This is a genomic window from Enterobacter sp. AC1 (assembly GCF_050434705.1).
In the GTDB taxonomy this organism is placed as follows: domain Bacteria; phylum Pseudomonadota; class Gammaproteobacteria; order Enterobacterales; family Enterobacteriaceae; genus Enterobacter; species Enterobacter cloacae_L.
In genome coordinates this window covers 48,403-72,379 of record NZ_JBNDIZ010000004.1, presented here as the reverse complement: position 1 = coordinate 72,379, position 23,977 = coordinate 48,403, and the positions used below count along the sequence as shown (strand labels likewise).

The window sequence follows — 23,977 nt, the reverse complement described above, 5'->3', positions numbered from 1 at the left end:
GATTACACTTTAATCAAAGACCACCTGAATTCAAGAAGGAGCTTCCCCCTCTCACAGCACGCAGTCGTGGAGCGCATATCATGAAAAAAATCGCATTAGCCGTAATGGCGGCGCTTTTGCTCAGTGCAAACGCGATGGCAGCCATCAAGATAGACAGCCGGCAGGCCAGAAACATGGATGATGTGCAAAGCTTGGGCGTAATTTACATCAATCATAATTTCGCCACGGAAAGTGAAGCAGATCAGGCACTAAACGAAGAAACCGATGCGCAGGGCGCAACCTATTACCACGTGATGTTAACCCGTGAGCCCGGCAGCAACGGCAATATGCACGCCAGTGCAGATATTTACCGATAACGCTTTAACGCTAGCACCAGGAAAGCCAACAACGAGAACATAGCCATAGTTTACGTTGCCCCCTGCCCGGGGGCTTTTTTTTGTGAATGGCTCCGGAATACCACCGGTTACAACTGTTTAGGTATTCCAGAGCGCTTATTCACTTCTGCCCGTAATAAGCATTCGGGCCGTGCTTGCGCATGAAATGCTTGTTCATCAGGTAATCGTCAATGCCATGAAGCTGTGGGTTGATGCCGCGGGCAATCCACGCCATTCGCGCCACTTCCTCCATGACAACCGCATTATGGACGGCGTCGTGGGCATCTTTTCCCCAGGAGAACGGACCGTGCTGATAGACCACAATACCCGGCGTATGCAGCGGCTCCTTCTCTCCCAGCGTTTCGATAATCACCTTCCCGGTGTTGAGCTCGTATTCACCCTCGACTTCATCCTGGGTTAACGCGCGCGTGCAGGGGATATCACCGAAGAAGTAGTCCGCATGGGTCGTACCCAGCGCCGGAATAGCCAGCCCCGCCTGTGCCCAGGCGGTGGCATGGGTCGAGTGGGTATGCACGACTCCACCAAGCGACGGATAACGCCGATACATCGCCAGGTGAGTCGCGGTATCCGACGAAGGCCGCCATTTACCCTCGACAACGTTACCTTCCAGATCCACCACCACCATATCGTCTGCTTTCATGGTGTCATACGCCACACCGCTGGGCTTAATGACAATGAGGCCCTGCTCGCGATCGATAGCGCTGACGTTACCCCAGGTAAATGTCACCAGGCCATAGCGAGGAAGATCCATGTTGGCCTCAAAGACCTGCTGCTTGAGCTTAAGCATGTTCAGCCTCCAGCAACCCCGCCCGCGCCATGCGCTCACGCACCCAGTCCCGTGCGTTTGCCACTTCTGCGGCCGGGTCGTCCGACGTTTCACTCCACATCTCAATCAGGTAAGGTCCGCAATACCCAGTCTGCTTGAGCGTCTGGAAGCACCGTTCGAAATCCACCACCCCGGTGCCGAACGGAACATTTTTGAATACGCCTGGACGGGTATCTTTGACGTGAACCGCCACGATATGCCCGACGCCCGCCTGCAGTTCCATCTGCACGTCGTTATCCCATGCGGACAGGTTGCCGATATCGGGATAAAGCTGGAACCATGGATTATTGAGATAGTGCGCGTAGCCCAGCGCCTTACTGATGGAGTTCATCAACGGGTAGTCCATGATCTCCATCGCCAGCGTCACCTGCGCGCGGCTTGCCATCTCAACGCTCTCTTTCAGGCCGTTGCGAAAGCGGCGGCGCGTTTCGTCATTGGCTTCCTGATAGTAGACGTCATAGCCCGCCAGCTGAATCACGCGGATACCGACATCCTGGGCAAAGCGAATGGCTTTACGCATGATCTCCAGCCCCTGCGCACGCACGGCATCATCTTCACTTCCAAGAGGAAAACGGCGATGGGCGCTGAGGCACATGGAGGGCACTCGCACGCCCGTTTCAGCAATAGCGCTCACCAGCGCCAGACGTTGCCCCTGGCTCCAGTCGAGGCGAGAGAGGCGCTCGTCCGTCTCATCCACTGACATTTCGACAAAATCGAAACCCAGTTCTTTTGCCAGCTGCAGCCGCTCCAGCCAGCACTCCCCCGCAGGGAGTGCCTTTTCATAGATGCCGAGCGGGACCTGTTTTGACAACATACCCGCTCCTTAGCCCCAAAGCTGAGCGATAGAGCGTTTGAACTGACGCGCCGCTTCCACCGGAGACGCCGCATCACGAATGCTACGACCGGCAATAAATACGTGGATTGGAATACCTTTAAACAGCGGCAGATCTTCCAGCGCCAGGCCGCCCGTGACGGTTACCTTGAAGCCCATATCCGCCAAACGTTTGATGGCGCTGATATCCGCTTCACCCCATGCCACGCCAGCCGCCTGCGCATCACGGCTGCGGTGATAAACCACCTGCTGGATACCTGCGTCACGCCACTCCTGCGCCTGCTCCCAGGTCCAGAAGCCGGTCAGCTCAATTTGCACGTCGCCGTTGAACTCTTTCGCCACGTCCAGCGCGCCTTTCGCGGTGTTGATATCCGCACAGCAGATCACGGTGACCCAGTCGGCGTTGGCTTCGAAGCACATGCGGGAGAGGATTTTGCCTGCGTCAGCAATTTTGGCATCCGCCAGCACGATTTTATGTGGGTAGAGGGCCTTCAGGTCACGAACGGCGCGAACGCCCTCGCCGACGCACAGAATGGTGCCCACTTCGATAATGTCGACTTCTTCCGCAATCAGGCGAGTCGTTTCGTAGGCGTGAGACAACGTCTGGTTATCGAGCGCAACCTGCAACATTGGTAATGACATTTTCATTTCCTCTTAGACTGCCGCCGCAGTGGCGGTATCAATTAAATCCAGCACTTCCTGCTCGGTACGGCAGGCGCGTAAACGGTCAAAATTGGCTTCATCATCAAACAGATTGACGATCTGCATGATGCCCACCTCCTGGTGAGTGTTGGCATCAACGGCCGCCATGGTGATCAGGATGTCGACCGGGTCGTTATCTTCATGGTTAAAGACCAGCGGTGTTTTCAGCGTCACCAGCGCAAAGCCGGTTTTCTTCACGCCCTCTTCCGGGCGGCCGTGCGGCATGGCCAGACCTGGCGCAATGACAAAGTAAGGACCGTGCTGCGCCACGCCATCAAGAATGGCCTGGTAGTAACGCGGCTCGACCACGTCAGCTTTAACCAGCAAATCCACGCTCAGCTTTACTGCTTCCTGCCAGGTGCTGGCCTCAGCCTGTAAAAGGATGGAGTTATTCTCTGCCAGCGAATCACGTAGTTTCATATGGCGCCCTTACTTCACGTCTTGTGGGAAGTGTTCTTTGATCACTTCCAGCAGCTTGGGACCGAAATCCGCAGGCGACAGCATGTTGCGTACCCCCACGACATATTTATTGCCCGTCACGGTGATTTCACCGGCAATATGGGTAGAGGCAATGATGATGTCCGCGCCGTTCAGCTCGCTTTTATATTCACCCACTGCGCAGCTGTTCACCGTGTGATCGATGTTTGACTGGGTTAAAAACTGGTCCACTTTCATCTTCATGATCATGGAGCTACCTTGCCCATTGCCACAGACAGCCAGGATACGTACGGTCATAATCGAAACTCCTTAATGAGCAGACACTTCTGCTGTTTGTTTTTCCGCATCTTCTTCAGCGCGCAGCGTGCGGCCCGCGAAGAACATATAAGCCAGAGCAATCAGGATGATGACGGCCATAAAGACCAGTCCGACGGAGGCGAAGCCCTGCATCATCGGTGGTGCCAGAATTGACCAGTCCGCCATGCCCATCCAGGCGCTCATACCGGTGAGCTTGACCGCCCACACGCAGCCGAAGATTTCAACCATGCCCATCACCAGGCAAATCTTGAGCGCCGCGCGCCAGCCGCCAAAATGGTTCGCAAAGACGCCGATAGTGGCGTTAGAGAAGAACATCGGGATAAAGCCAGGAATGATCAGAATGGACGAGCCGCAGCCCACCAGAATGCCCACCGCAATCAGCTGGCCGATGGTGCCCCACATAAAGCCCCAGACCACCGCATTTGGCGCAAAGCTATAGATAGCAGCACAGTCAATCGCCAGCACCGCGCCAGGGATCAGGCGTTGGGAGATACCGTTGAAGGCTTCCGACAGTTCGGCGACGAACATGCGCACGCCCTGAGTGATGATGAAAATGGCCACCGCGAAGGAGAAGCCGGTTTGCAGGATATAGACCGTCCAGTGGGTTTTACCCGCCATCGCCTGCACCACGTCAATACCGAAGGAGAGCAGGATGGCACCGAAGAAAATGGTCATCACAATGGCGGTTGAAACGATATTGTCGTGGAAGATATTCAGCCAGCCAGGCAGCTTAAGGTCTTCAACGCTCTCTTCTTTTTTACCCAGATACGGTGCGACTTTGTAGGCAATCCAGGAAGCGAACTGCTGCTGGTGGCCGATGGAGAAGCCGCAGCCGTCGGTCACTTCCTGCGTTGGCTTGTACATCATGTTGGAGGTGATCCCCCAGTAGAGCGATACCAGCACCGCGGTGCAGATAATCGTGGTCCACATGGGGTAACCGAAGATATAGAGAGAAACGGCGATCAGCCCCGCCTGCTGGAACATGATGTGTCCCGTCAGCATGATGGTGCGAATACCGGTAATGCGGCGCAGCAGAACGTAGATGATGTTCAGCGCCAGGGCGAGCAGAACCGCGTAACCCACCCAGCTATAGGCATCACCCATGCGATCGATGGTGGCCATCATTGAGGCGTAGGTGTCTGAGATGGCACCGTTGATGCCATACACTTCCGACATTTTGGCCACGACCGGCTTGAACGTGCTGGTCAGGATGCCTGACCCCGCCTGCAACAGCATGAAACCGATGATGGTCTTAATCGTGCCTTTGATAATCACGCTCACGCTTTTACGCAGCAGGATATAACCCAGGCACGTCACAATCCCCAGCAACAGCGGGGCGTTAGTCATGACCTGATTGAAGAACACGGTAAAGACGTTGTAGAGGATCTCCATAACTCTCTCCAGAAATGAGACACGAGGGGCAATCCCTGTGTGGTTGGTGCCACCACTCTATTAATCACAAATAATCACCACAAGATTGAATTTGACTATTTGTGACGCATCACGCATTTTATTTCCATGGTGTTAGTAATGATTTTCACTACCGCATAATAAAAATAAATTAATCTCTATTATTCATATAGTTAATCTTTGATACGCAATAATCTAACAAGGAAAAAGCGGATAATCCGTGAAGTCGAACAGATAAAATTCCTCATTTTAGCCATTGCAAAGCGCATCAAATGGTGCCAGCATTAATCACAACAAATCACAAAATGATTATTTTTGATTAAATCAGGAGCCAAAACGATGAGTAAAGTAAACACCATCACCCGTGAATCATGGATTCTGAGCACCTTCCCGGAATGGGGTAGCTGGTTAAATGAAGAGATCGAGCAGGAAAAAGTTGCTCCTGGTACTTTTGCCATGTGGTGGCTGGGCTGCACCGGCATCTGGCTGAAATCAGAGGGTGGCGCGAATATCTGCGTCGATTTCTGGTGCGGCACGGGCAAACAAAGCCACGGTAACCCGCTGATGAAAAAAGGCCATCAGATGCAGCGCATGGCGGGCGTAGAAAAACTGCAGCCGAACCTGCGAACGACGCCATTTGTGCTTGATCCGTTTGCCATTCGTCAGATCGATGCTGTTCTCTCCACTCACGATCACAACGATCATATCGACGTGAACGTGGCGGCAGCGGTCATGCAAAACTGCGCTGAGGATGTGCCGTTTATCGGGCCACAGACCTGCGTGGATCTCTGGATTGGCTGGGGTGTTCCGAAAGAGCGGTGCATCGTGATGAAGCCTGGCGACGTGGTGAAAATCAAAGATATTGAAATTCACGCGCTGGATGCCTTTGACCGTACGGCATTGATTACCCTGCCAGCCGACCAGAAAGCCGCTGGCGTATTGCCGGACGGTATGGATGAGCGTGCGGTGAACTACCTGTTTAAAACCCCTGGCGGTTCCCTGTACCACAGCGGTGACTCTCATTACTCCAACTACTACGCGAAGCACGGTAACGAGCACCAGATTGACGTAGCGCTGGGCTCCTACGGTGAGAACCCGCGCGGCATTACTGACAAGATGACCAGCGCCGATATGCTGCGCATGGCGGAAGCATTGAACACCAAAGTGGTGATCCCGTTCCACCACGATATCTGGTCAAACTTCCAGGCCGACCCGCAGGAAATCCGCGTGCTTTGGGAGATGAAAAAAGATCGCCTGAAGTACGGCTTCAAGCCGTTCATCTGGCAGGTCGGTGGCAAGTTCACCTGGCCACTGGACAAAGACAATATGGAATATCACTACCCACGTGGTTTCGATGATTGCTTCACCATTGAGCCTGACCTGCCGTTCAAGTCCTTCCTCTGATTGTGAAGTTAAATCGCCAGACCTTGTGTCTGGCGATGTCATATTTATTTTAGTAATTTCACGCTATTTCAAATATCATCTTTTCAAATCAATTCTTATCGGAATAGCTCATGACGGAAGCGCAACGGCATCAAATTCTCCTGGAACTCCTGGCGCAAACAGGGTTTATCACCGTCGAGAAAGTGATCGAACGTTTAGGTATTTCCCCGGCAACAGCGCGGCGGGATATCAACAAGCTGGATGAAAGCGGTAAACTGAAAAAGGTTCGCAACGGGGCGGAAGCAATCAGCCAGCAGCGCCCCCGCTGGACACCGATGAATATTCATCAGGCGCAAAATCACGATGAAAAGGTGCGCATTGCCCGAGCGGCCTCCCAGCTGGTGAATCCCGGTGAGAGCGTCGTCATCAACTGCGGCTCCACCGCGTTTCTGCTGGGCCGCGAAATGTGCGGCAAGCCGGTGCAAATCATCACCAACTACCTACCGCTCGCCAACTATCTTATCGATCAGGAGCATGAGAGCGTCGTGATCATGGGCGGCCAGTACAACAAAAGTCAGTCCATTACGCTCAGCCCGCAGGACAGTGAAAACAGTCTCTATGCCGGGCACTGGATGTTTACCAGCGGCAAAGGCCTTACCGCAGATGGCCTCTATAAAACCGATATGCTCACCGCGATGGCGGAACAAAACATGCTCAACGTCGTGGGCAAGCTCGTTGTGCTGGTCGACAGCAGCAAAGTGGGCGAGCGCGCAGGGATGTTATTCAGCCGTGCCGAACAGATCGACATGGTGATCACCGGCAAAGGTGCCAACCCTGAAATCCTCAAGAAGCTGGAAGATCAGGGCGTGAAAATCCTGCGCGTTTAGAGATGCTGGCGGAAAAACGCCACCGTGGCGTCCAGCGCCGTTGGAGTGATACGGTGGCGAACGCCCTTTTCCCACAGGCATGTCAGATTGCCATCCAGCCCCTCATGCTGCAGCGCCTGCTGAAGGCGGAAGGTTCCGTCGGGCGGAACCACATCATCTGCATCACCGTGCCACAGCAGCAGCGGGCGATCGGCCAGGCGCGGCAATGCCCGGGCCACTTCCCACTCTGCCAGCAACGCCGTCATTTCCGTTAAATCCTGAGGAGGAAAAAGCGTCTTCGCCAGCGACGTAAAATAGCCCGAGCCCATCAGACAGGCGACGGAGCTCACTTCTGGATGATGCGTCATGATCCCCAGCGCGGTCATACCGCCCATTGACGCCCCGGCGACTGCCAGCCGGTTATCGGCCACCAGCCCGGCCTCATAAAGCGCATCATGCAACCCGGCAAACTCGGTCAGACTACCGTGCAGAATGTGCCAGAATCGCCCAAGCCGCGCCTGTTCATTGCCCGTAAAGCGTGCGCCGTGGTCGGGAGCATCCGGCATCACTACCCGAAAACCCGCCTGCGCCAGCGCCACCGCAAAATAACTGTAGACCAGCTTCGATGACGTAAAGCCATGATAAAAAACGACAACAGGCAGCGGTTTATCACGTTTTCCCGCGGGCATCGCGTGTAAAATTTCATGGTCGCCGAGGTGGCGTATTTCAATTTCAATCATTGTCGACCCTGTGCGAATGTATGATTCATAATGTTGAGAACTGGGTTACGCTTTCACGCCATTTTCATTCGAAATATACGTCCCAGATAACACTTCGGGAACATTCCCCCAAAACTAAATTCACAGACAACTACACTATGGCTATCAGGAAACGAGATATGGTTATGCGCAGGTTTGCTGCTTTATTGCTGGTGTTTCTGCTTAGTGGCTGTAGCGCGCTTCAGGGAACGCCGCAACCCGCTCCACCGGTCGCCGATCATCCACAGGAGATTCGTCGTAATCAGACGGAAGGATTACAACGAATGGGCACCGTCTCCGCGCTGGTTCGCGGTTCTCCGGATGACGCAGAAGCGGCAATAAAAGCACAGGCCGTCGCCGCCAAAGCAGATTATTACGTCATCATTATGATCGATGAAACCATCATAACGGGACAGTGGTACTCACAGGCTATTTTGTACCGTAAATAATGGTTTTCATTTGAACGACATTTACACTGCTTTGCGTCCATAGACATTTTCCTGTCCACAATAAACTCCATGTCCGCGTCGATGGAAAGGAGTTTATTAGCGAAGGATTGCCCGGCGGATACCGGAGACATGTGAAATGGAGCTGACGATGAAACGAACTCTTGCCTTGACCACACTGTTGCTCTCAGCAGGCCTTGTGAGCACAACCGCACAATCAGCTGAATTCGCCAGTGCTGATTGCGTGACTGGCCTGAATGAAATAGGCCAAATCTCCGTGAATAACATTTCGGGAAGCCCGCAAGACGTTGAACGTGTCGTTGCATTAAAAGCCGATGAACAAGGCGCTTCCTGGTATCGCATCATCCAGATGCAGGAAGATAACCATGTCGATCATTGGCGGGTACAAGCCATCCTCTATGTTTAGCCCCTCCCGATAAAAGCCACTTAATTTTAGTGGCTTTTCGTTTTTGCAAATCTTTTATCTTTTTCAAAACCATCCAAAAACAAATAAATAACATTTTGTTACATTAATAGCATAAATGTTATCGCTGCTCTGCCGTTGAACAGGCATACCTTTTCAATGATGAGCAATTTATGATCAATTCTTTCCGCCGTGCGGGTCTGGGCACTAAGCTATCGCTGCTGACCGGCATGAGTGTCGCCATTCTGTTTTTGCTTTTCACTTTTCTGCTCAGCCATAAAGCCAGCCAGCAGCTTGAAGATCTTGCCGTCGAAGATTTGCATAACCAGTCCACCGGCATGGTCGATATGGTGCAGATGTTTAATACCAGTCTGAGCGAAGAGGTCGAAAGCTATACCCGACTGTTCACCACTTTCCTGCCTCAGCCATTTACGGTCGATACGAGTCAGCCCCGTACCATTAGCGGTATCAATGTGCCTTTGCTGAAAGGCGGTGAATCTGAACTGCATGAAAACAATGCTTTTTCTGACGACTTCCTGAATCGTACGGGCGCAATCTCCACGCTGTTCGTTCGCAGCGGTAACGACTTTATTCGCGTTGCCACCTCCCTGCGCAAGGAGAATGGCGACCGGGCAATGGGAACCCTTCTGGATACCACCAGCCCGGCGTTTGCGGCCGTCACCAGGGGCGAAGTTTACCGTGGCCTGGCGCTGCTGTTTGGTAAACGCTACATCACCCAGTACCAGCCGGTTAAGAATGGTGAAGGCCAGGTTATTGGGATCATCTTTGTTGGGGTAGATATCACACACTCCTGGAACGTTATGCGAGAGAAAATCCTCAACCGCCGGCTGGGCGAGAGCGGGCACTTCTATGTGCTGGATCGCAGCAACGGTAAAACGCGCGGGCAGTTCCTGTTCCACGGCAGTGAAGAGGGGCAACTGCCGAAGTGGGACAGCGCCACCCAACAGCAGCTGCTGAGCGATTCCTCCGGCACGCTGGAGCGCGTAAGCGACGACGGCCGCACGCTGAAAATGGCCTATACGCCGCTGCCGGGCTGGAACTGGACCATCGTGGGTGAAGTGGATAAATCGGTCCTTCTCGCAAGCGTCAACGCCATGCGTGACCGGTTCCTGCTGGCGGGCGTGGTGCTTTCCGTGCTCTTCGCGAGCCTGTTTGTGGCGCTCATTCGTCGAATGCTGACCCGCCCGCTGCGTAACGTGATCGAGCTGGCCCGCCAGTATGCCGCAGGCGATCTGCGCGCCAGCCTGCCCGTAACGCGACAGGATGAGGTCGGCCAGCTGGTTGATGCCATCAACGGTATTGGCGATGGGCTGCAAAAAATTGTCCTGCAGGTGCGTGAGGCCGCGGGCGAGATCCATTTGGGCACCAATGCGCTGGCTTCCGACACCGGAGAAATCTCGGAGCAGATCAACAAGCAGGCCAGCAGCGTGGAAGAGACTTCCGCCAGCATGGAGCAGCTGGCCGCCACCGTGCAGCAAAATGCCGCCAACATGGAGCAAACGCAGCAGCTGGTGGGTGAAACCTCGCTCGCGGTTCATCAGGGCGGTGAGACGGTCACCCACGCGGTGTCGACCATGGACGACATCCGCGATGCCTCTAAACGCATTGAGGACATCACCCGCGTGATTGAGTCCATCGCGTTCCAGACTAACATTCTGGCGCTGAATGCGGCGGTCGAAGCGGCTCGCGCGGGCGAACATGGCAAAGGCTTCGCCGTGGTGGCGCAGGAAGTTCGTGCCCTCGCAGGACGCAGCGCTAACGCGGTGAAGGAGATTGAACAGCTGATCGGCGATACGCTCAGAAAAGTAAGTGAGGGCCATGCGCTATCTGAACAGACACGCCTGGCGATGGATGACATCATCATTCATATCGATAACATCAGCCAGCTGGTCACCGAGATTAACCATGCGTCACGCGAGCAATCCGCAGGCATAGGCCAGGTGAATCTCGCCATGACCCATATTGGCGAAGCGTCGCATATCAATGCCGATCGCATCTCACGCAGCGAGCAAACCGCACAAACGCTGCGCGAGAAGGGTTCACACCTGACCCAGCTGGTGAGTCTGTTCCAGCTTAAAAGCTAGCCAACCCTGCCCGTGGCGCGCAGCAGCAGGTCACTTTGTACCTGCTCGCTCATCAGCGTACCGCCCCGGGTATCCAGCATCATGCGGCACCACGCCTGCGCTATCGGGGGCGATGCGTGTCGCAGCATTTGGCTGCCTGCCCCCAGTAAAAAGAGCTGTTGAGCAATTTCTCTGCCCTGCGCTTCCTGCGGCTTACGCAGTTTTTGCTGAAGCTGCCGCCAGCTGCGGTCGAAATGTCTGTCCTGCCCTTTTACCTGTGCAAACTCATCGGCAAGCAGGTCGTGAATACCTGGCTGCTTCGCCAGCACGCGCAGCACGTCCAGGCACATGATATTGCCTGACCCTTCCCAGATGCTGTTCACCGGCATCTCGCGGTACAGGCGGGGAAGTTCACTCTCCTCGCAGTACCCGACTCCCCCCAGCACCTCCATCGCTTCAGCCACAAACGGAATGCCCGCTTTGCATACGCTAAATTTCGCGGCCGGGGTAAACAGCCGCGCCCAGGCAGCCTCTTGCGGATCGGCGCGTTTATCCCAGGCGCGAGCCAGGCGGAACAGCAGCGCCGTGTGTCCCTCAAGCACCAGCGCCATCCGGCTTAATACCTCGCGCATCAACGGCTGGTCGATGAGGTTTTTGCCAAAGGTTTGACGCTGATGGGCATGGTACAGCGCCACCGAGAGCGCCCGCCGCATCAGCCCGTGGCTGCCCAGCGCGCAGTCGAAGCGCGTCAGCCCGCCCATTTTGAGTATCTGTCGAACCCCTTCGCCCTCCTCCCCCAGCAGCCAGCCGGAGGCATCAAGAAACTCCGCCTCGCTGCTGGCGTTGGAGCGGTTCCCGAGCTTGTCCTTAAGGCGCTCCAGCCTTACGGCGTTACGCTGTCCGTCGGGCAAAAAGCGCGGCACAAAAAAGCAGGAAAGCCCGCCTTTCGCCTGGGCCAGCACCAGGTGCGCATCGCTTTGCGGGACGGAGAAAAACCATTTGTGCCCCACCAGCCGGTAGCTGCCGTCGCTGCATTTCTCTGCTTTGGTGGTGTTGCTGAGCACGTCCGATCCGCCCTGCTTCTCCGTCATCCCCATGCCGATCAGCAGGCCGCGCTTTTGCGCGCCGGGGGCGAGATGAGGATCGTAACGATCGCTGAGTAGCGGCGTCAGCCAGTCGTGAAACGCTTTGGGGAGCGCCTGCTGCAGCAGCGGCGTCGCGGCGAACGTCATCGTGACGGGACAAAGCGTGCCCGCCTCCACCTGAGCATGCAGGACAAAACGCGCGGCCCGGGCGACAAACGCGCCTTTCCGCGCCTCCTCTTCCCATGCCAGGTTATGTACGCGGTTGGCACACAGCCCCTGCATCAGCAGGTGCCAGGCCGGGTGAAAGCGGACGTCATCCAGCCGCTCTCCGGTGGCGTCATAGCGTAGTAGCTCTGGCGGATTAACGTTGGCCAGCCGTCCCAGCTCCAGTGATTCTGCCGTACCGAGCTGCTGGCCAATGCTGGCGAGAAGTTCGATATCCCACTCGGCCCCTTCACGCGTCACTGCGTCACGCAGGGCGCAATCTGAGAGGAAAAGGTTGCTGTTAGAGAGCGGTGCGGGTTGATTGAAAACGGTATGCGTCTGCCAGTGCATGCTGTCTCCCTCCTTCAGTGACAATGAAGGTAAGTATGGACAGACCCCGTTAACGCTGCATGGGAGTGAGGTCACACAGTGGCGATCCCGCTGATATCATTCGTGAAATGGCTCACAGAACATAAGAATAAACTATTTCATCCCTTCGGCTTTGTTGAATAATTTATTCTCTCCCCCTTTCAGTGAGGAAAGTTATGCAACCGGATGCGCACAAACGAGCATTAATTGCAGGCTCCATTGGTAACTTTATCGAGTGGTATGAGTTTGCGGTCTACGGTTTTCTGGCGACCGTCATTGCGAAGAATTTCTTCCAGCTTGAAGGGGAAGCGGGGCTCACTAGCCTAATCCTCACCTACGCCTCATTTGCCATCGCCTTCTTCTTCCGTCCGCTGGGTGCGGTGGTGTTTGGCCGCATCGGCGACCGAATAGGCCGAAAACCGACGCTGATTATTGTGCTGGTGCTAATGACGCTCGCTACCGCTGCCATCGGTCTTGTGCCGGTCTACGCCAGCATCGGTATCGCTGCGCCGCTGATTATCACGCTGCTGCGCATCCTGCAGGGGTTGTTCGCGGGCGGCGAGTACGGCGGTGCGGTCTCGCTGATGACGGAATTTGCCCCACGCGGCAAGCGCGGGCTCTACGGCGCGTGGCAGTCCTTTACCGTGGCGCTGGGCTTGTTAGCGGGCGCAGGCATCGTGGCGCTGCTCTCCGCCCTCCTCACGCCTGAGGCATTGCATGACTGGGGCTGGCGCATGCCGTTCTTCCTGGCGCTGCCTATGGGCGTCGTTGCGCTGTGGCTGCGTGTCAGCATGGAAGAGACGCCAAGCTTTGTACTGCAGCAGGAAAAACCGCTCGTCGCTCAGGCGGATACTGTCGCCACGATCAAAGCCATTATGATGGGGATTGGCCGCGTAATGGTCTGGTCCGCGGCAGGGTATACCTACCTGGTCATAATGCCGACCTATCTGCAGTCAGCGCTGCATACCGGGTTTAACCAGGCGCTGCTGATAGCGGTGATTTCGAATATCGGTTTTGCGCTGACGATTATCCCATCAGGGATCCTGAGCGACAGGATCGGCCGCCGCATGGTGATGATTATCGCCACCGTACTGCTGCTGCTCCTCGCCCTGCCGCTGCTGAAAATCCTGCAGGCGGATTCCAGCACGCTGGCGGTGAAAGCGATCGTTGTATTGATTGCAGGCGGTCTGGTGGGCATGCTGGCGGGGCCGGGCCCGGCAATGCTATCTGAGATGTTCCCGACGCGCGTGCGCTATACCGGGCTTGGGCTGGCCTATTCCCTGTCGAACGCGATTTTCTCGGGGTGTGCAGGGTTAATCATTACCGGGCTGATTAAGCAGACGGGCAACCTGGATATTCCGGCGTATTACGTGATGGCGACGGCGGTAGTGAGTATTGTCGCGCTGATGACGCTGAGAAAGGATGACCATTTGCGGTCGCTGGAGGAGTGAGGTTGTCACCGTCTGGTGCCCTCACCCCGGCCCTCTCCCACCGGGAGAGGGAGAATACACAAAAGGCCGTCCACCGGACGGCCTTGCTGTTTATTCTCCGCGCTGACGCACCGCTTCAAACAGGCAGATGCCCGTCGCAACGGACACGTTCAGGGACGACACGCTGCCCGCCATCGGAATGCTGATCAGCTCGTCACAGTGCTCACGCGTCAGGCGACGCATTCCTTCCCCTTCCGCCCCCATCACCAGCGCCAGGCGGCCGGTCATTTTGCTCTGATAAAGGGTATGATCCGCTTCACCGGCGGTACCGACGATCCAGATGTTCTCTTCCTGCAGCAGACGCATGGTGCGCGCCAGGTTGGTCACGCGGATCAGCGGAACGTTTTCCGCCGCGCCGCAGGCTACTTTCTTCGCCGTCGCATTCAGCTGTGCTGAACGATCTTTCGGCACGATCACCGCATGCACCCCCGCCGCATCCGCGCTGCGCAGGCAGGCACCGAGGTTGTGCGGATCGGTAACGCCATCGAGGATCAGGAAGAACGGGTTATCCAGCTCGGCAATCAGATCCGGCAGATCGTTTTCCTGATACTGACGGCCCGGCTTCACGCGCGCAATAATGCCCTGGTGTACCGCACCTTCACTTTTCTCATCCAGGAACTGGCGGTTCGCCAGCTGGATCACCACGCCCTGCGCTTCCAGCGCGTGGATCAGCGGCATCAGACGTTTATCTTCACGCCCTTTCAGAATAAAGACTTCCTGAAAACGCTCCGGTGCGCGCTCCAGCAGGGCCTGCACCGCGTGGATGCCGTAAATCATTTCACTCATTGAACTTACTCGTTTTAGGCGGTGTGCGCCGGGTTAAATGGGGTCGTGACAGAGATCGCTTGCGCCTATTATAACCGACCCGGCGTTCAAATCGACCCTGACAGTTTTACCCGTTGGCCACCACGCGCGTTTCCTCCTCCTTTACGGGATGAATGGGCAAAATGGCATCCAGAAGATAGCGCGTATACTCATGCTGAGGCGCACTAAAAAGCTGCGCCGTCTCGCCCTGTTCAACCAGCACTCCCCGGTACATCACCCCGACCCTGTCCGCTATGTGCCTGACAACGTTGAGATCGTGGGAAATAAAGAGATATGCCATCCCATACTCCTTCTGTAACCGCATAAGCAGATTCAGGATCTGCGACTGAATGGAGACATCAAGCGCTGAAACCGGCTCATCGCAAACAATCAGTTTCGGCTTCAGTATCAGCGCCCGGGCAATACCGATCCGTTGACGCTGGCCGCCAGAAAACTCATGCGGATAACGGGCGGCATCCTGGGGGCGCAGGCCAACCTGCTCGAGTATATGAGTGACCTGCGCTTTTCGATTGCCTATGCCGTGAATCGTCAGCGGCTCTTCAAGGCTATAACCCACGGTGCGTTTAGGGTCGAGTGACGAGAGGGGATCCTGAAAAATCATCTGCATGTCACGGCGCACGCTGCGCCATCCTGCAGTATTCAGTCCTGTCAGCGATCGGCCTTCAAACGCGACGTCGCCAGCATTGGCTGAGGTTAGCCCCAGCACAAGACGGCCGATGGTGCTCTTACCGCTGCCTGACTCACCGACCAGCGCCCAGGTTTCACCTGCGTTCAGGGCAAAGCTGACGTTATCCACCGCATGCACCGATTGCTCACGGCGATGGAATATTTTCGACAAATTGTTCACGCTTAATAAGGGTATCGTCATCCAGCCGCTCCTGTCTCCTCGGCACGCCAGCAGCGAACCTGCTGTGCCTTGTATCCCACCGTCTGCAGCTCGGGGGCCTGCGCGCGGCAGCGGGGTTGCGCCAGCGGGCAGCGATCGGCATAGGTACACCCTGAAGGAAATGCATGCAATGAAGGTACCTGACCACTGATTTCAGCCAGCGGTGTTTTGGGAGGATGATCCGCCGAAGGACGAGCAGCCAGCAGCGCACGGGTATAAGGATGGCGCGGTTGTGCAAAGAGCGTATGAACATCAGTCTCCTCCACAACCTGTCCGGCATACAGTACGGCCACGCGCTGGCAAAGCCGCGCCACTACGCTTAAGTCGTGGGTGATAATGACAATCCCCATGCCCGTCTGCTGCTTAAGTCCGTCGAGTAAATCGAGGATCTGCGCCTGAATGGTGGCATCCAGTGCCGTAGTCGGTTCGTCAGCAATCAGTAGAGAAGGAGAGGTCGCAATGGCCATGGCGATCATTACGCGCTGACGCATTCCGCCTGAAAGCTCATGCGGCCAGGCATTGGCGCAGCGGGCAGGATCGGCAATACCAACCTGGGTCAACAGGCCGATCGTTTTCTGCTGACGCTGGGCGCGTTTCAAATAGGTATGCAGCCGCAGGCTTTCATCAATTTGAGCACCAATGGTCATCACCGGATTAAGGCTGGCGAGCGGATCCTGAAAAATCATCGCCATCTCTCGTCCACTCCGTTGACGACGTACTTTTGCCGACAGCGAGTGCAGCGCCTTCCCCCCCAGAATGACCTCACCCTTGACCCGGCTGGTGCGGGATGAAAGCAGTCCCATTAACGCCTGCGCAGTCACACTCTTGCCGCAGCCTGATTCCCCGATGATGCCGAGAGTTTCATGGGTGTTTACCCGGAAAGAAACGCCGCGCACCGGAGAGACAACGCCCATTCTCGTCGCGAATGTAACCTCAAGATTATTCACCTCAAGTAAGGCTTCAGCCATGGCGTCCTCCCTGTTTAAGCAGACGCAACACGCGGCGAGGCAGTGGTTTAAGGCCCGGGTCTGCACTGTCTCGCAGGTCATCGCCAATAATATTTAATCCGAGGATCAGCAACACAATGGCGATCCCTGGAAAGAAGGTCATCCACCAGGCGGTGAAGATCACGGCCTTTCCTTCGAGTAATAAGTTGCCCAGGCTTGGCATCGGGGCTGGCACGCCAGAACCGAGAAAGCTCAACGCTGCTTCGGTAAGAATGGCCACCGAAAACACCCAACTGACCTGCACGATAAACGGCGAGATCACGTTAGGCAAAAGGTGCAGCCAGATAATGCGCGAGGCACCTGCCCCCTGCGCGCGCAGGGCTTCAATAAAGTTCTTCTCTTTGATCACCATGGCCGCACCTCGGATCACCCGCGCAACCGACGGCACGTATACCAACGATAGCGCCAGCACCACGTTGGCGATATTCGGTCCGAGCACGCCGACAATGGCGATCGCCAGTAGCAAAGACGGAAAGGCAAAAAGACCATCACAGACGCGCATCAGGATCCTGTCTACCGGACGATACCAGGCGCACAGTAGCCCGACGATCATTCCCGTCACACCAGCTATCACCGCTACCGCTGCGCCCACCGAGAGCGACACGCGCACCGCCAGCACCACACGGACAAAGAGATCCCGCCCGAAGTTATCGGTGCCGAACCAGTGTTCCGGAGAGGGAGGGGTCAACCGGCTTAGCGGATCGAGGCTGTAGGGATCGTAAGGGCTTACCATGCTTGCAAAAAATGACAGCACCACAATGGCACCCAGCACGGCGGGCCAAATTAAAAGCCCCGGATTTCTCAAGGTAATCATTTTTCCCCTCCGTCAACGGACAGACGCGGATCGGCAAGATAGTTCAGAATATCCACTGCCAGGTTGATCAACACGTAGCAAACGGTGATCAGCAGCACCACGCCCTGGATCACCGTCACGTCACGCCGCTCGATCGAATCGACAATGAGCGATCCCACGCCGGGAATACCGAACACGCTTTCGATCACGATCGTGCCGGTTATCAGCGACGCGAAGGATTCACCGCAGATGGTCAGTATGGGGATCAGGCTGTTTTTGAGCGTGTGCCGTAAAAGCACAAGCCACTCCGGGACCCCTTTTGCCCGTGCAGTGTTGATAAAAGGCTCTTGCAATACATCCAGCATCACGGCACGGGTCATGCGGGCAATCAGTGCGGCGATGCGCAGCCCCAGCGCAATAGCAGGTAAGGTTAGGTACCAGACGTTCAGCCAGAAATCATCGTTGGTAGAGCGATACCCCACCACCGGAAACCACCGCAGCTGAACGGCAAAGAAGAAGATGAGGACGAGGCCGAGCAAAAAACCCGGAACCGACATGCCAAAAGTCGCCAGCATACGAATGATGCGATCCGTGATGCCGCCATGTTGCCAGGCGCTTATCACTCCCCCCGCCAGCCCCAGAATGAGCGCAATGAGTTGAGCATATAATGCCAGCGCCAGCGTCGGCGTCAGGTGCTGTAAAAAGAGCGACATAACGCTGGTATTTAAAAACAGGGAATGTCCCAAATCCCCGGTAAGGATCTCGCCAAACCAGTTGAAGAACTGCACCAGCAGGGGCCGATCCAGCCCCATCTGCTGGCGCAGCGCAGCAATATCTTGCGGACTGGCATCATTCCCCAGGATCACCAGCGCCGGATCGCCCGGCGCGAGATGAATCAAGCAAAACACCACTACCGACACCACCAGCAGCACCGGCAGAAGTGCCACCAGGCGGTGAAAGAGGTATCTTCTCATCGCCTTCTCCCGTCAGGGTTTCGTCACGCTCACGTTCCATAAAATAGGGCCAATCAGATCCTGATAGCCTTTCACATTGCCTTTTAGCGCCACCGCATCCGGCGTCGTGCGGCCAAGCACAATGACCGGCAGATATTGCCAGCTCAACCTGTTCAGCTGATCCACCAGCGGTTTCGCCTCTTTCAAGGAAGGGGCCTGCTTGATTTCATCCAGTACGTTATCGATCTCCGGGTTGTTGCTCAGCCCGGGAAACTTCGCGCGCGAATCGAGGAAGGGATATTGATGCAGCACCTGACGCATGGAGAACTCCAGCGCACAGAGATCGAAGTTTTTCGGATCCTGGCGGCGCTGCAGAACGGTCGGCCAGTCGTAGACGTCGAGGCGTGACTTCACGCCAATCTGCTTCAGTACCTGCTGAGCCACTATCGCCAGGTTATACAACTCGGCATATTCTTTCGTGGCGATGATTACCACTTCTTCACCGTTGTAGCCCGAGTCTTTCACCAGCGCGCGCGCCTCGTCGAGCCGATGTTGGTTCCAGAAAGGTTTACCGGCCTCGCTGTACCAGTCCACCTGTTCCGGGAAGCCCAGTGACGGATCTTCCTTAAAGAAACGCGGATCGCTGTAGCCCGCCAGCAGCGTTTGATGGACATTAAGCGCAAGGTTAAATGCCTGACGCAGCTTCACATTGGCAAACGGCCCCTGGTTTTTATTGAACAGGTAGGTAATGAGCGAGCCGCCGCTTTTGGGCTGGAAGAGCGACAGATCCGGTACGCTGCTGAGCGTGTCGATATTGTCCTTCGGCAGCTGGAATACCAGATCGTATTCCCCGGTCATCGCCCCGGCCAGGCGAGTGGATTCATCGGTAATGTAGCGGAACCAGATGTCCTTCACGTCCGCTTTCTTCTGACCCGATAGGCCGCTTGCAGGCTCCGTGCGGGACTGATACTGGTCATAACGGGTTAAGTGCAGAAAATCACCGGGTTTGAACTCAGCCAGTTTATAAGGTCCGGTGCCAATGAGCTCGGTCACGGGCTTCTTGCTGCTGTTGGCCTCATCAATAATGCGTTTCGGCATAATAGCGGCGATGTTCTTCACGTCTGCCAGCACGTTGAGCGTAATCAGTGACGGGGAAGGAAGCGTAAAGGTGACGGTTTTATCATCCACCTTACTGAACTGCACGCCGGGCAAATTCGCTTTCCCCTGCGTGGAAACTGCCAGCCAGCGATTCATTGAAGCCACAACGTCATCCGCAGTCAGCGGTTGTCCGTCATGAAAATGGATCCCGTCACGCAACACAAAGGTGTAGGTCTTGCGATCGTCACTTAGCGTGTAACTTTTCACCAGCTCCGGTACAGGCTCAAATTTGGCGTTGATGGTGAACAACGTTTCGAAAATATGCCTGTCCACGTCGGAGGTGGCGTTATTGGTCGTCAGATACGGGTCCAGCGTTCCAGGCCGGTTCCCGTAGGCAATATTCAGCACGGCGTTACGATCGATACTCTCGGCCTGTGCACTTCCCAGGGGTAAAACCACCGCCAGCATGAGTGCGGCGGCAGAAAACAGCATTTTCATTGTTATGGTGCTCCGGTTTAGGTCATGCAGCTTGCGTGGCGGCGGTTTGCCCGGCAAATTCGTCTTTCACTTCCTGCAGCAACGCGGTATCGGTTAACAGTCGCAGCCCGGTTCGGGCCAGCACCTGTGCGCCTGTCACCAGCGCGTCATAGCCCTGTACTGAGTTAGCGGCCTCGCGGAATGCCACGGTGTGACCAATCAGTTCATCGGGGCCAATCTTGATGTAAGGATGCGCTGTCGGTACCGCATGGCTGATATCGCCAGCATCGGTTGAGCCCAACCCCTCTTTTTCCTTCAGCTCGACCGTCTCCCCAGCAGCGGTGAACTCTTCCAGCAGTACACCGTTCAGCGTGTGGTTGATGTTGAAATCACGCGGCCCAACCTGATGCTCAATCTTGACCGTGGTACCGGTTGCCAGCGCGACGCCTTCCGCAATGGCGCGAATGCGTGGCTCCAGCGCAACCACCTCTTCACGGGTATGGGCACGAATGTAATAGTGCGCCGACGCATACTCCGGGATCACATTCGGAGCCTGACCGCCGTTGGTGATAATGCCGTGAACGCGGATGCCATCCGGCAGCTGCTGGCGCAGAACGCTGATACCGTTATAGAGCAACACCAGCGCATCCAGCGCGTTCACCCCTTTATGCGGTGAGCTGCCCGCGTGGGAAGGTTTGCCATAGAAATGGAAGTAGAGATGGTTATTCGCCAGTGACGGGCCGGACAATCGCGTTTTCCCCGCGGGGTGGACCATCAATGCCACATCGACATCGTTAAGGAAGCCATGCTCCACGAAGCGGGCTTTCACATTACCGTTTGGACCGCCTTTTCCACGCAGCCCGCCCTCTTCTGCAGGCGTACCGAGTACCACGACCTTGCCACCAGTCGCGTCCAGCGTTTCGCTAAGCGCAATCGCGGCAGCAATACTGGTAACCCCAATAATGTTGTGACCACAGGCGTGCCCGATATCAATAAGCGCATCGTATTCCGCCAGGAACGCGATGGTTGGGCCGGGCCTGCCGCTCTCCTTCACCGCATAAAAAGCCGTTTCATGACCCGCGACGTTAAGCGTGACGGCAAAGCCCTGTTTTTCCAGCAGCTGTGTCAGCTTACCGCTGGCGTAATACTCGTTATTGCCGGTTTCAGGGTGGGCGTGAATATCTTTGGCTATCGCCACATACTCATCCCGGTGCTGTTGAATACTTGTTTCAAGACGGTCTCGTAATTCGCTATTGCTCATTGCTTCCACCTCAGTCATGACAGTTGATTCATTCCCGACACCGGGAATTGTGGTTAACGTAAGTGCCGCTTCGCCTCCTGGCGTACCCGATGCAGGACGTGATGCTTGATCTCGCTATAGGAAGGGTGTTCCGCCAGCGTTTCGATGTCTCGCTCCCGCCCAAAGGGCAGAACGATCTCATCAACGATTTTTCCCGGTTTTGCCGACATGATCAGAATGCGGTCAGCCAAAAAAAGCGCCTCTTCCACATCGTGCGTGACGAAGAGCAGCGTGGTGCCGGTGGAGAGCCATGCCTCACGCAGCAACTCCTGCATCATCAGTCGGGTTTGCGCATCCAGCGCACCGAACGGTTCATCCAGCAGCAGCACTTCCGGGCCGGGGAGCCAGGCGCGAGCGAGCGCCACGCGCTGCTTCATACCGCCAGAAAGCTGCCAGGGCGCATGATGTTCAAAACCTTTCAGACCCACGCGCTCAAGCCACGTCTGCGCCAGGGCATTGGTTTCGTCCTTACGGTATTTGCCCAGACGTGGGCCAAACGTGACGTTTTCCAGCACCGAGAGCCACGGGAACAGGTTGGGTTGCTGGAATATCATTCCGCGATCGGGACCAGGCCTGCCGATCTCTTTCCCGCCTGCAGCCACCCGCCCCCGGTCCGGCTTATTAAACCCGGCAACAAGGTTCAGAATGGTGGATTTACCGCAGCCAGACGGACCAAGCAGGACCACAAACTCCCCGCTGTTCAGGCTCAGATTGATATCTTCCAGCACCGTAAACGGCTGGGGTTTCGCCGCGAAAGAGAGCGATACGTTTTCCAGGGTGATAGCACTCATTATTCTTTCCCCGCCCAGGGCACTGTCAGCCGCTGTAGCCCCAGCAGTAATAAATCCAGGAGGTAGCCAATACCGCCCAGCAGCAAAATGCCGAGCATGACGATATCAGTACGCAAATAAGAGCTGGCGTTGATGACCATCCAGCCCAGGCCGGAACTGGCTGCGACCATCTCCGCGGCAATCAACGATGTCCAGCCAATACCAATGGAGAGCCTGACGGTGGTGAAAAGGTCCGGTAGCGCGTCCGGGAGGACGACGCGCATGAAGATTTGTCTGCGGGAAGCGCCCAGGGTCTGCGCCACGCGAATACGTGAACGACCAATGCGTTCAACGGCAGCCGACGCCCCCACGACCACGCTTAAAAACGTGGCAATGAAGATCAGGAAGAATTTGGAGGCCTCGCCAATCCCAAGCCACACGACGGCCAGGGGGATGAGTGCAATTTTGGGTAAAGGACGCAGAAACTGAACGAAAGGATTAAGTACCGCCGCCAGCCCGTCAGACAGCCCCATCAGTAACCCCAGCGGAATACCAATGATAATCGCCACGGTAAATGCGCTCAGCGCTCGCGCGAGGCTCACCGCAATGTGTTCCCAGAGCGGTACCTGACGATAGCCATCGGCAAGCAGCTCTTCAGTCGTCAAACCAATGTCCGTTAGCGACGGTAACAGCAACGGATCGACCCACTGCTGCGTTGCCGCCACCTGCCAGACGATAAAGAAAACCGCCACCGACACTACGCTGATGGCGATATGCTGACTCAATCTCATTGCGCCGCCACCGCCGCATCACGGATATAGCGAGAATCAATGGCGGTATCCCAGCTTGCAGGGATATCGCGCTTGCGGATTTCGCCAATACCGGCGAGGAAGCTGGAGGTTTTGGTTAAGGCCTTGCCGATACCGCTGTCGGTGGTCTGCGTGCCATTACCCAGCCAGTCCGCAGTACCCTGTTGGGCAAGCGTTGGATACTCCAGCCCACCCAGCGTATTTGCCGCCGTGGTAACCGGTGCCCCAACTTCTTTAGCCACGATACCTGCTGCACGCTCCGGGTCTTTCTTAAACTCATCCACCTTCTGCTGATGCACGCGAAGAAACGCAGTGACCGCTTCTGGGTACTGCTCAGCAAAGGCTTTCCGTACCACATAGTTGTTGTAGATAAGATAGCCGTCTTTCTGCAGATCCTTGGTGGCAAAGACCTGGTGCCCACCCGACGCCTCGAGTTCCTGGGCAAACGGTGCCCAGACATAGCCAGCATCAATGTCACCACGCTTCCATGCCGCGACCATTTCTGCAGGACGCAGCGGCAGTAACGTGATTTTGCTGCGATCCAGTTTGTTCACGCTGATCGCGGCTTCGAGAGCATACTGAGCCGTTGAGTTGGGTGGGTAGGCGACACGCTTCCCTTCGATATCATTAATTTTCACAATGCCCTCTTTGCCGATCAGGCGTTCATAGCTGGCGATCACGCCCGATACGCCAATAATTTCGACCGGCAATTTGCGGACAATGCCTGCCGTCGCTGGACTGGATCCAAAATTGGCAATATCAATCGCGTTACTGGCAAAATAATTAAGCGCATCGGCACCCGATGCAAATTGCACCCACTTCACTTTAGTGTTTAACGCTTTATCAAGAGATCCATCGGCTTTTGCCAGCATTAATACCTGAGAACCGCCGCTATATGCCACACGAACTTCAGCAGGTGAATCGGCAAAACTCATATTTGCCCATAGCCCGCCCGCTGCAATTAATAAGCAGAGACTTTTTTTCATTTTATTTATCCTGTGATTGATCTGAATATAATGTCCGTTATCG

At 55.8% G+C, this 23,977-nt stretch carries 25 protein-coding genes; 7 read left to right on the top strand and 18 right to left on the bottom strand.

Annotated features, from left to right (window positions below):
• The first annotated feature begins 80 nt into the window (after nt 1-80).
• Nucleotides 81-356, top strand: coding sequence for a DUF1471 family protein YjfY (gene yjfY, locus M2433_RS13520; protein WP_429054766.1), 276 nt, complete (start codon nt 81-83; stop codon nt 354-356).
• Nucleotides 357-495: 139 nt separating this feature from the next.
• Here yjfY and M2433_RS13515 read toward each other — a convergent pair whose 3' ends face one another.
• The 6 genes from M2433_RS13515 to ulaA are packed head-to-tail and all read right to left on the bottom strand — an operon-like array spanning nt 496 to nt 4,903.
• Nucleotides 496-1,182 carry an L-ribulose-5-phosphate 4-epimerase gene (locus tag M2433_RS13515; protein ID WP_429054764.1) on the bottom strand — a complete coding sequence of 229 codons (687 nt, stop codon included), beginning with the start codon at nt 1,180-1,182 and terminating at the stop codon, nt 496-498.
• On the bottom strand, nt 1,175-2,035 hold the full coding sequence (locus M2433_RS13510; protein ID WP_429054762.1) for an L-ribulose-5-phosphate 3-epimerase: 861 nt from the start codon (nt 2,033-2,035) through the stop codon (nt 1,175-1,177). Before M2433_RS13510 ends, M2433_RS13515 begins: the two co-directional genes overlap by 8 nt.
• Before the next feature lie 9 nt (nt 2,036-2,044).
• The gene (ulaD, locus tag M2433_RS13505) at nt 2,045-2,695 is read right to left on the bottom strand and encodes a 3-keto-L-gulonate-6-phosphate decarboxylase UlaD (protein ID WP_008502901.1); all 651 of its coding nucleotides are present in this window, start codon (nt 2,693-2,695) and stop codon (nt 2,045-2,047) included.
• 12 nt (nt 2,696-2,707) lie between these two features.
• Nucleotides 2,708-3,175, bottom strand: coding sequence for a PTS ascorbate transporter subunit IIA (gene ulaC / locus M2433_RS13500; RefSeq protein WP_047346134.1), 468 nt, complete (start codon nt 3,173-3,175; stop codon nt 2,708-2,710).
• A 9-nt stretch (nt 3,176-3,184) separates the two neighbouring features.
• Complete coding sequence (gene ulaB / locus M2433_RS13495) at nt 3,185-3,490, bottom strand: PTS ascorbate transporter subunit IIB (protein ID WP_000218355.1); 306 nt, start codon at nt 3,488-3,490, stop codon at nt 3,185-3,187.
• Nucleotides 3,491-3,502: 12 nt separating this feature from the next.
• Nucleotides 3,503-4,903 carry a PTS ascorbate transporter subunit IIC gene (gene ulaA / locus M2433_RS13490; RefSeq protein WP_059311869.1) on the bottom strand — a complete coding sequence of 467 codons (1,401 nt, stop codon included), beginning with the start codon at nt 4,901-4,903 and terminating at the stop codon, nt 3,503-3,505.
• Nucleotides 4,904-5,260: 357 nt separating this feature from the next.
• Here ulaA and ulaG point away from each other — a divergent pair, with 357 nt between their 5' ends.
• Together ulaG and ulaR are read left to right on the top strand one after the other, a co-directional pair.
• On the top strand, nt 5,261-6,325 hold the full coding sequence (gene ulaG / locus M2433_RS13485) for an L-ascorbate 6-phosphate lactonase (RefSeq protein WP_429054761.1): 1,065 nt from the start codon (nt 5,261-5,263) through the stop codon (nt 6,323-6,325).
• A 110-nt stretch (nt 6,326-6,435) separates the two neighbouring features.
• Complete coding sequence (ulaR, locus tag M2433_RS13480) at nt 6,436-7,191, top strand: HTH-type transcriptional regulator UlaR (protein ID WP_059311867.1); 756 nt, start codon at nt 6,436-6,438, stop codon at nt 7,189-7,191.
• Here the strand turns inward: ulaR and yjfP are convergent.
• Complete coding sequence (gene yjfP / locus M2433_RS13475) at nt 7,188-7,910, bottom strand: esterase (RefSeq protein WP_429054759.1); 723 nt, start codon at nt 7,908-7,910, stop codon at nt 7,188-7,190. The two genes, ulaR and yjfP, sit on opposite strands and share 4 nt — an antisense overlap.
• A gap of 137 nt (nt 7,911-8,047) precedes the next feature.
• Between yjfP and bsmA the strand changes: the two genes are divergently transcribed.
• The 3 genes from bsmA (at nt 8,048) to M2433_RS13460 (ending at nt 10,903) form a co-directional block, all read left to right on the top strand.
• The gene (gene bsmA / locus M2433_RS13470) at nt 8,048-8,377 is read left to right on the top strand and encodes a biofilm peroxide resistance protein BsmA (protein ID WP_048339024.1); all 330 of its coding nucleotides are present in this window, start codon (nt 8,048-8,050) and stop codon (nt 8,375-8,377) included.
• Nucleotides 8,378-8,525: 148 nt separating this feature from the next.
• Entirely contained in the window at nt 8,526-8,801 is a 276-nt protein-coding gene (gene yjfN, locus M2433_RS13465) for a DUF1471 family protease activator YjfN (protein WP_139157912.1), read from the top strand.
• Between the two features lie 170 nt (nt 8,802-8,971).
• Entirely contained in the window at nt 8,972-10,903 is a 1,932-nt protein-coding gene (locus tag M2433_RS13460) for a methyl-accepting chemotaxis protein (protein ID WP_429054757.1), read from the top strand.
• On the opposite strand, the gene M2433_RS13455 is transcribed toward M2433_RS13460, so the two are convergent.
• Nucleotides 10,900-12,522 carry an isovaleryl-CoA dehydrogenase gene (locus M2433_RS13455; RefSeq protein WP_429054755.1) on the bottom strand — a complete coding sequence of 541 codons (1,623 nt, stop codon included), beginning with the start codon at nt 12,520-12,522 and terminating at the stop codon, nt 10,900-10,902. The genes M2433_RS13460 and M2433_RS13455 overlap by 4 nt on opposite strands.
• A 194-nt stretch (nt 12,523-12,716) precedes the next feature.
• Here M2433_RS13455 and M2433_RS13450 point away from each other — a divergent pair, with 194 nt between their 5' ends.
• Entirely contained in the window at nt 12,717-13,991 is a 1,275-nt protein-coding gene (locus M2433_RS13450) for an MFS transporter (RefSeq protein WP_429054754.1), read from the top strand.
• Nucleotides 13,992-14,081: 90 nt separating this feature from the next.
• On the opposite strand, the gene rlmB is transcribed toward M2433_RS13450, so the two are convergent.
• The 10 genes from rlmB to M2433_RS13400 form a co-directional block, all read right to left on the bottom strand.
• Entirely contained in the window at nt 14,082-14,816 is a 735-nt protein-coding gene (rlmB, locus tag M2433_RS13445) for a 23S rRNA (guanosine(2251)-2'-O)-methyltransferase RlmB (RefSeq protein ID WP_010427468.1), read from the bottom strand.
• Nucleotides 14,817-14,922: 106 nt separating this feature from the next.
• Nucleotides 14,923-15,723 carry an ABC transporter ATP-binding protein gene (locus M2433_RS13440; protein WP_429054753.1) on the bottom strand — a complete coding sequence of 267 codons (801 nt, stop codon included), beginning with the start codon at nt 15,721-15,723 and terminating at the stop codon, nt 14,923-14,925.
• Entirely contained in the window at nt 15,720-16,709 is a 990-nt protein-coding gene (locus tag M2433_RS13435) for an ABC transporter ATP-binding protein (RefSeq protein ID WP_237845376.1), read from the bottom strand. Before M2433_RS13435 ends, M2433_RS13440 begins: the two co-directional genes overlap by 4 nt.
• Nucleotides 16,702-17,562, bottom strand: a complete 861-nt coding sequence (locus tag M2433_RS13430) for an ABC transporter permease (protein WP_429054750.1) — start codon at nt 17,560-17,562, stop codon at nt 16,702-16,704. The genes M2433_RS13435 and M2433_RS13430 overlap by 8 nt, the downstream gene beginning before the upstream one ends.
• On the bottom strand, nt 17,559-18,515 hold the full coding sequence (locus M2433_RS13425) for an ABC transporter permease (RefSeq protein ID WP_429054748.1): 957 nt from the start codon (nt 18,513-18,515) through the stop codon (nt 17,559-17,561). Before M2433_RS13425 ends, M2433_RS13430 begins: the two co-directional genes overlap by 4 nt.
• Nucleotides 18,516-18,527: 12 nt before the next feature.
• Nucleotides 18,528-20,090 carry an ABC transporter substrate-binding protein gene (locus M2433_RS13420; RefSeq protein ID WP_237845374.1) on the bottom strand — a complete coding sequence of 521 codons (1,563 nt, stop codon included), beginning with the start codon at nt 20,088-20,090 and terminating at the stop codon, nt 18,528-18,530.
• A 22-nt stretch (nt 20,091-20,112) separates the two neighbouring features.
• A complete protein-coding gene (locus tag M2433_RS13415; protein ID WP_429054746.1) occupies nt 20,113-21,330 on the bottom strand; it encodes a M20 family metallopeptidase in 1,218 nt (405 codons plus the stop codon).
• Between the two features lie 53 nt (nt 21,331-21,383).
• A complete protein-coding gene (locus M2433_RS13410) occupies nt 21,384-22,160 on the bottom strand; it encodes an ABC transporter ATP-binding protein (protein ID WP_126545649.1) in 777 nt (258 codons plus the stop codon).
• Nucleotides 22,160-22,930: an ABC transporter permease gene (locus tag M2433_RS13405; protein WP_063144093.1), complete on the bottom strand. Its 771-nt coding sequence runs from the start codon at nt 22,928-22,930 to the stop codon at nt 22,160-22,162. The genes M2433_RS13410 and M2433_RS13405 overlap by 1 nt, the downstream gene beginning before the upstream one ends.
• A complete protein-coding gene (locus tag M2433_RS13400) occupies nt 22,927-23,934 on the bottom strand; it encodes a glycine betaine ABC transporter substrate-binding protein (protein ID WP_429054745.1) in 1,008 nt (335 codons plus the stop codon). Before M2433_RS13400 ends, M2433_RS13405 begins: the two co-directional genes overlap by 4 nt.
• Nucleotides 23,935-23,977: the final 43 nt, after the last annotated feature.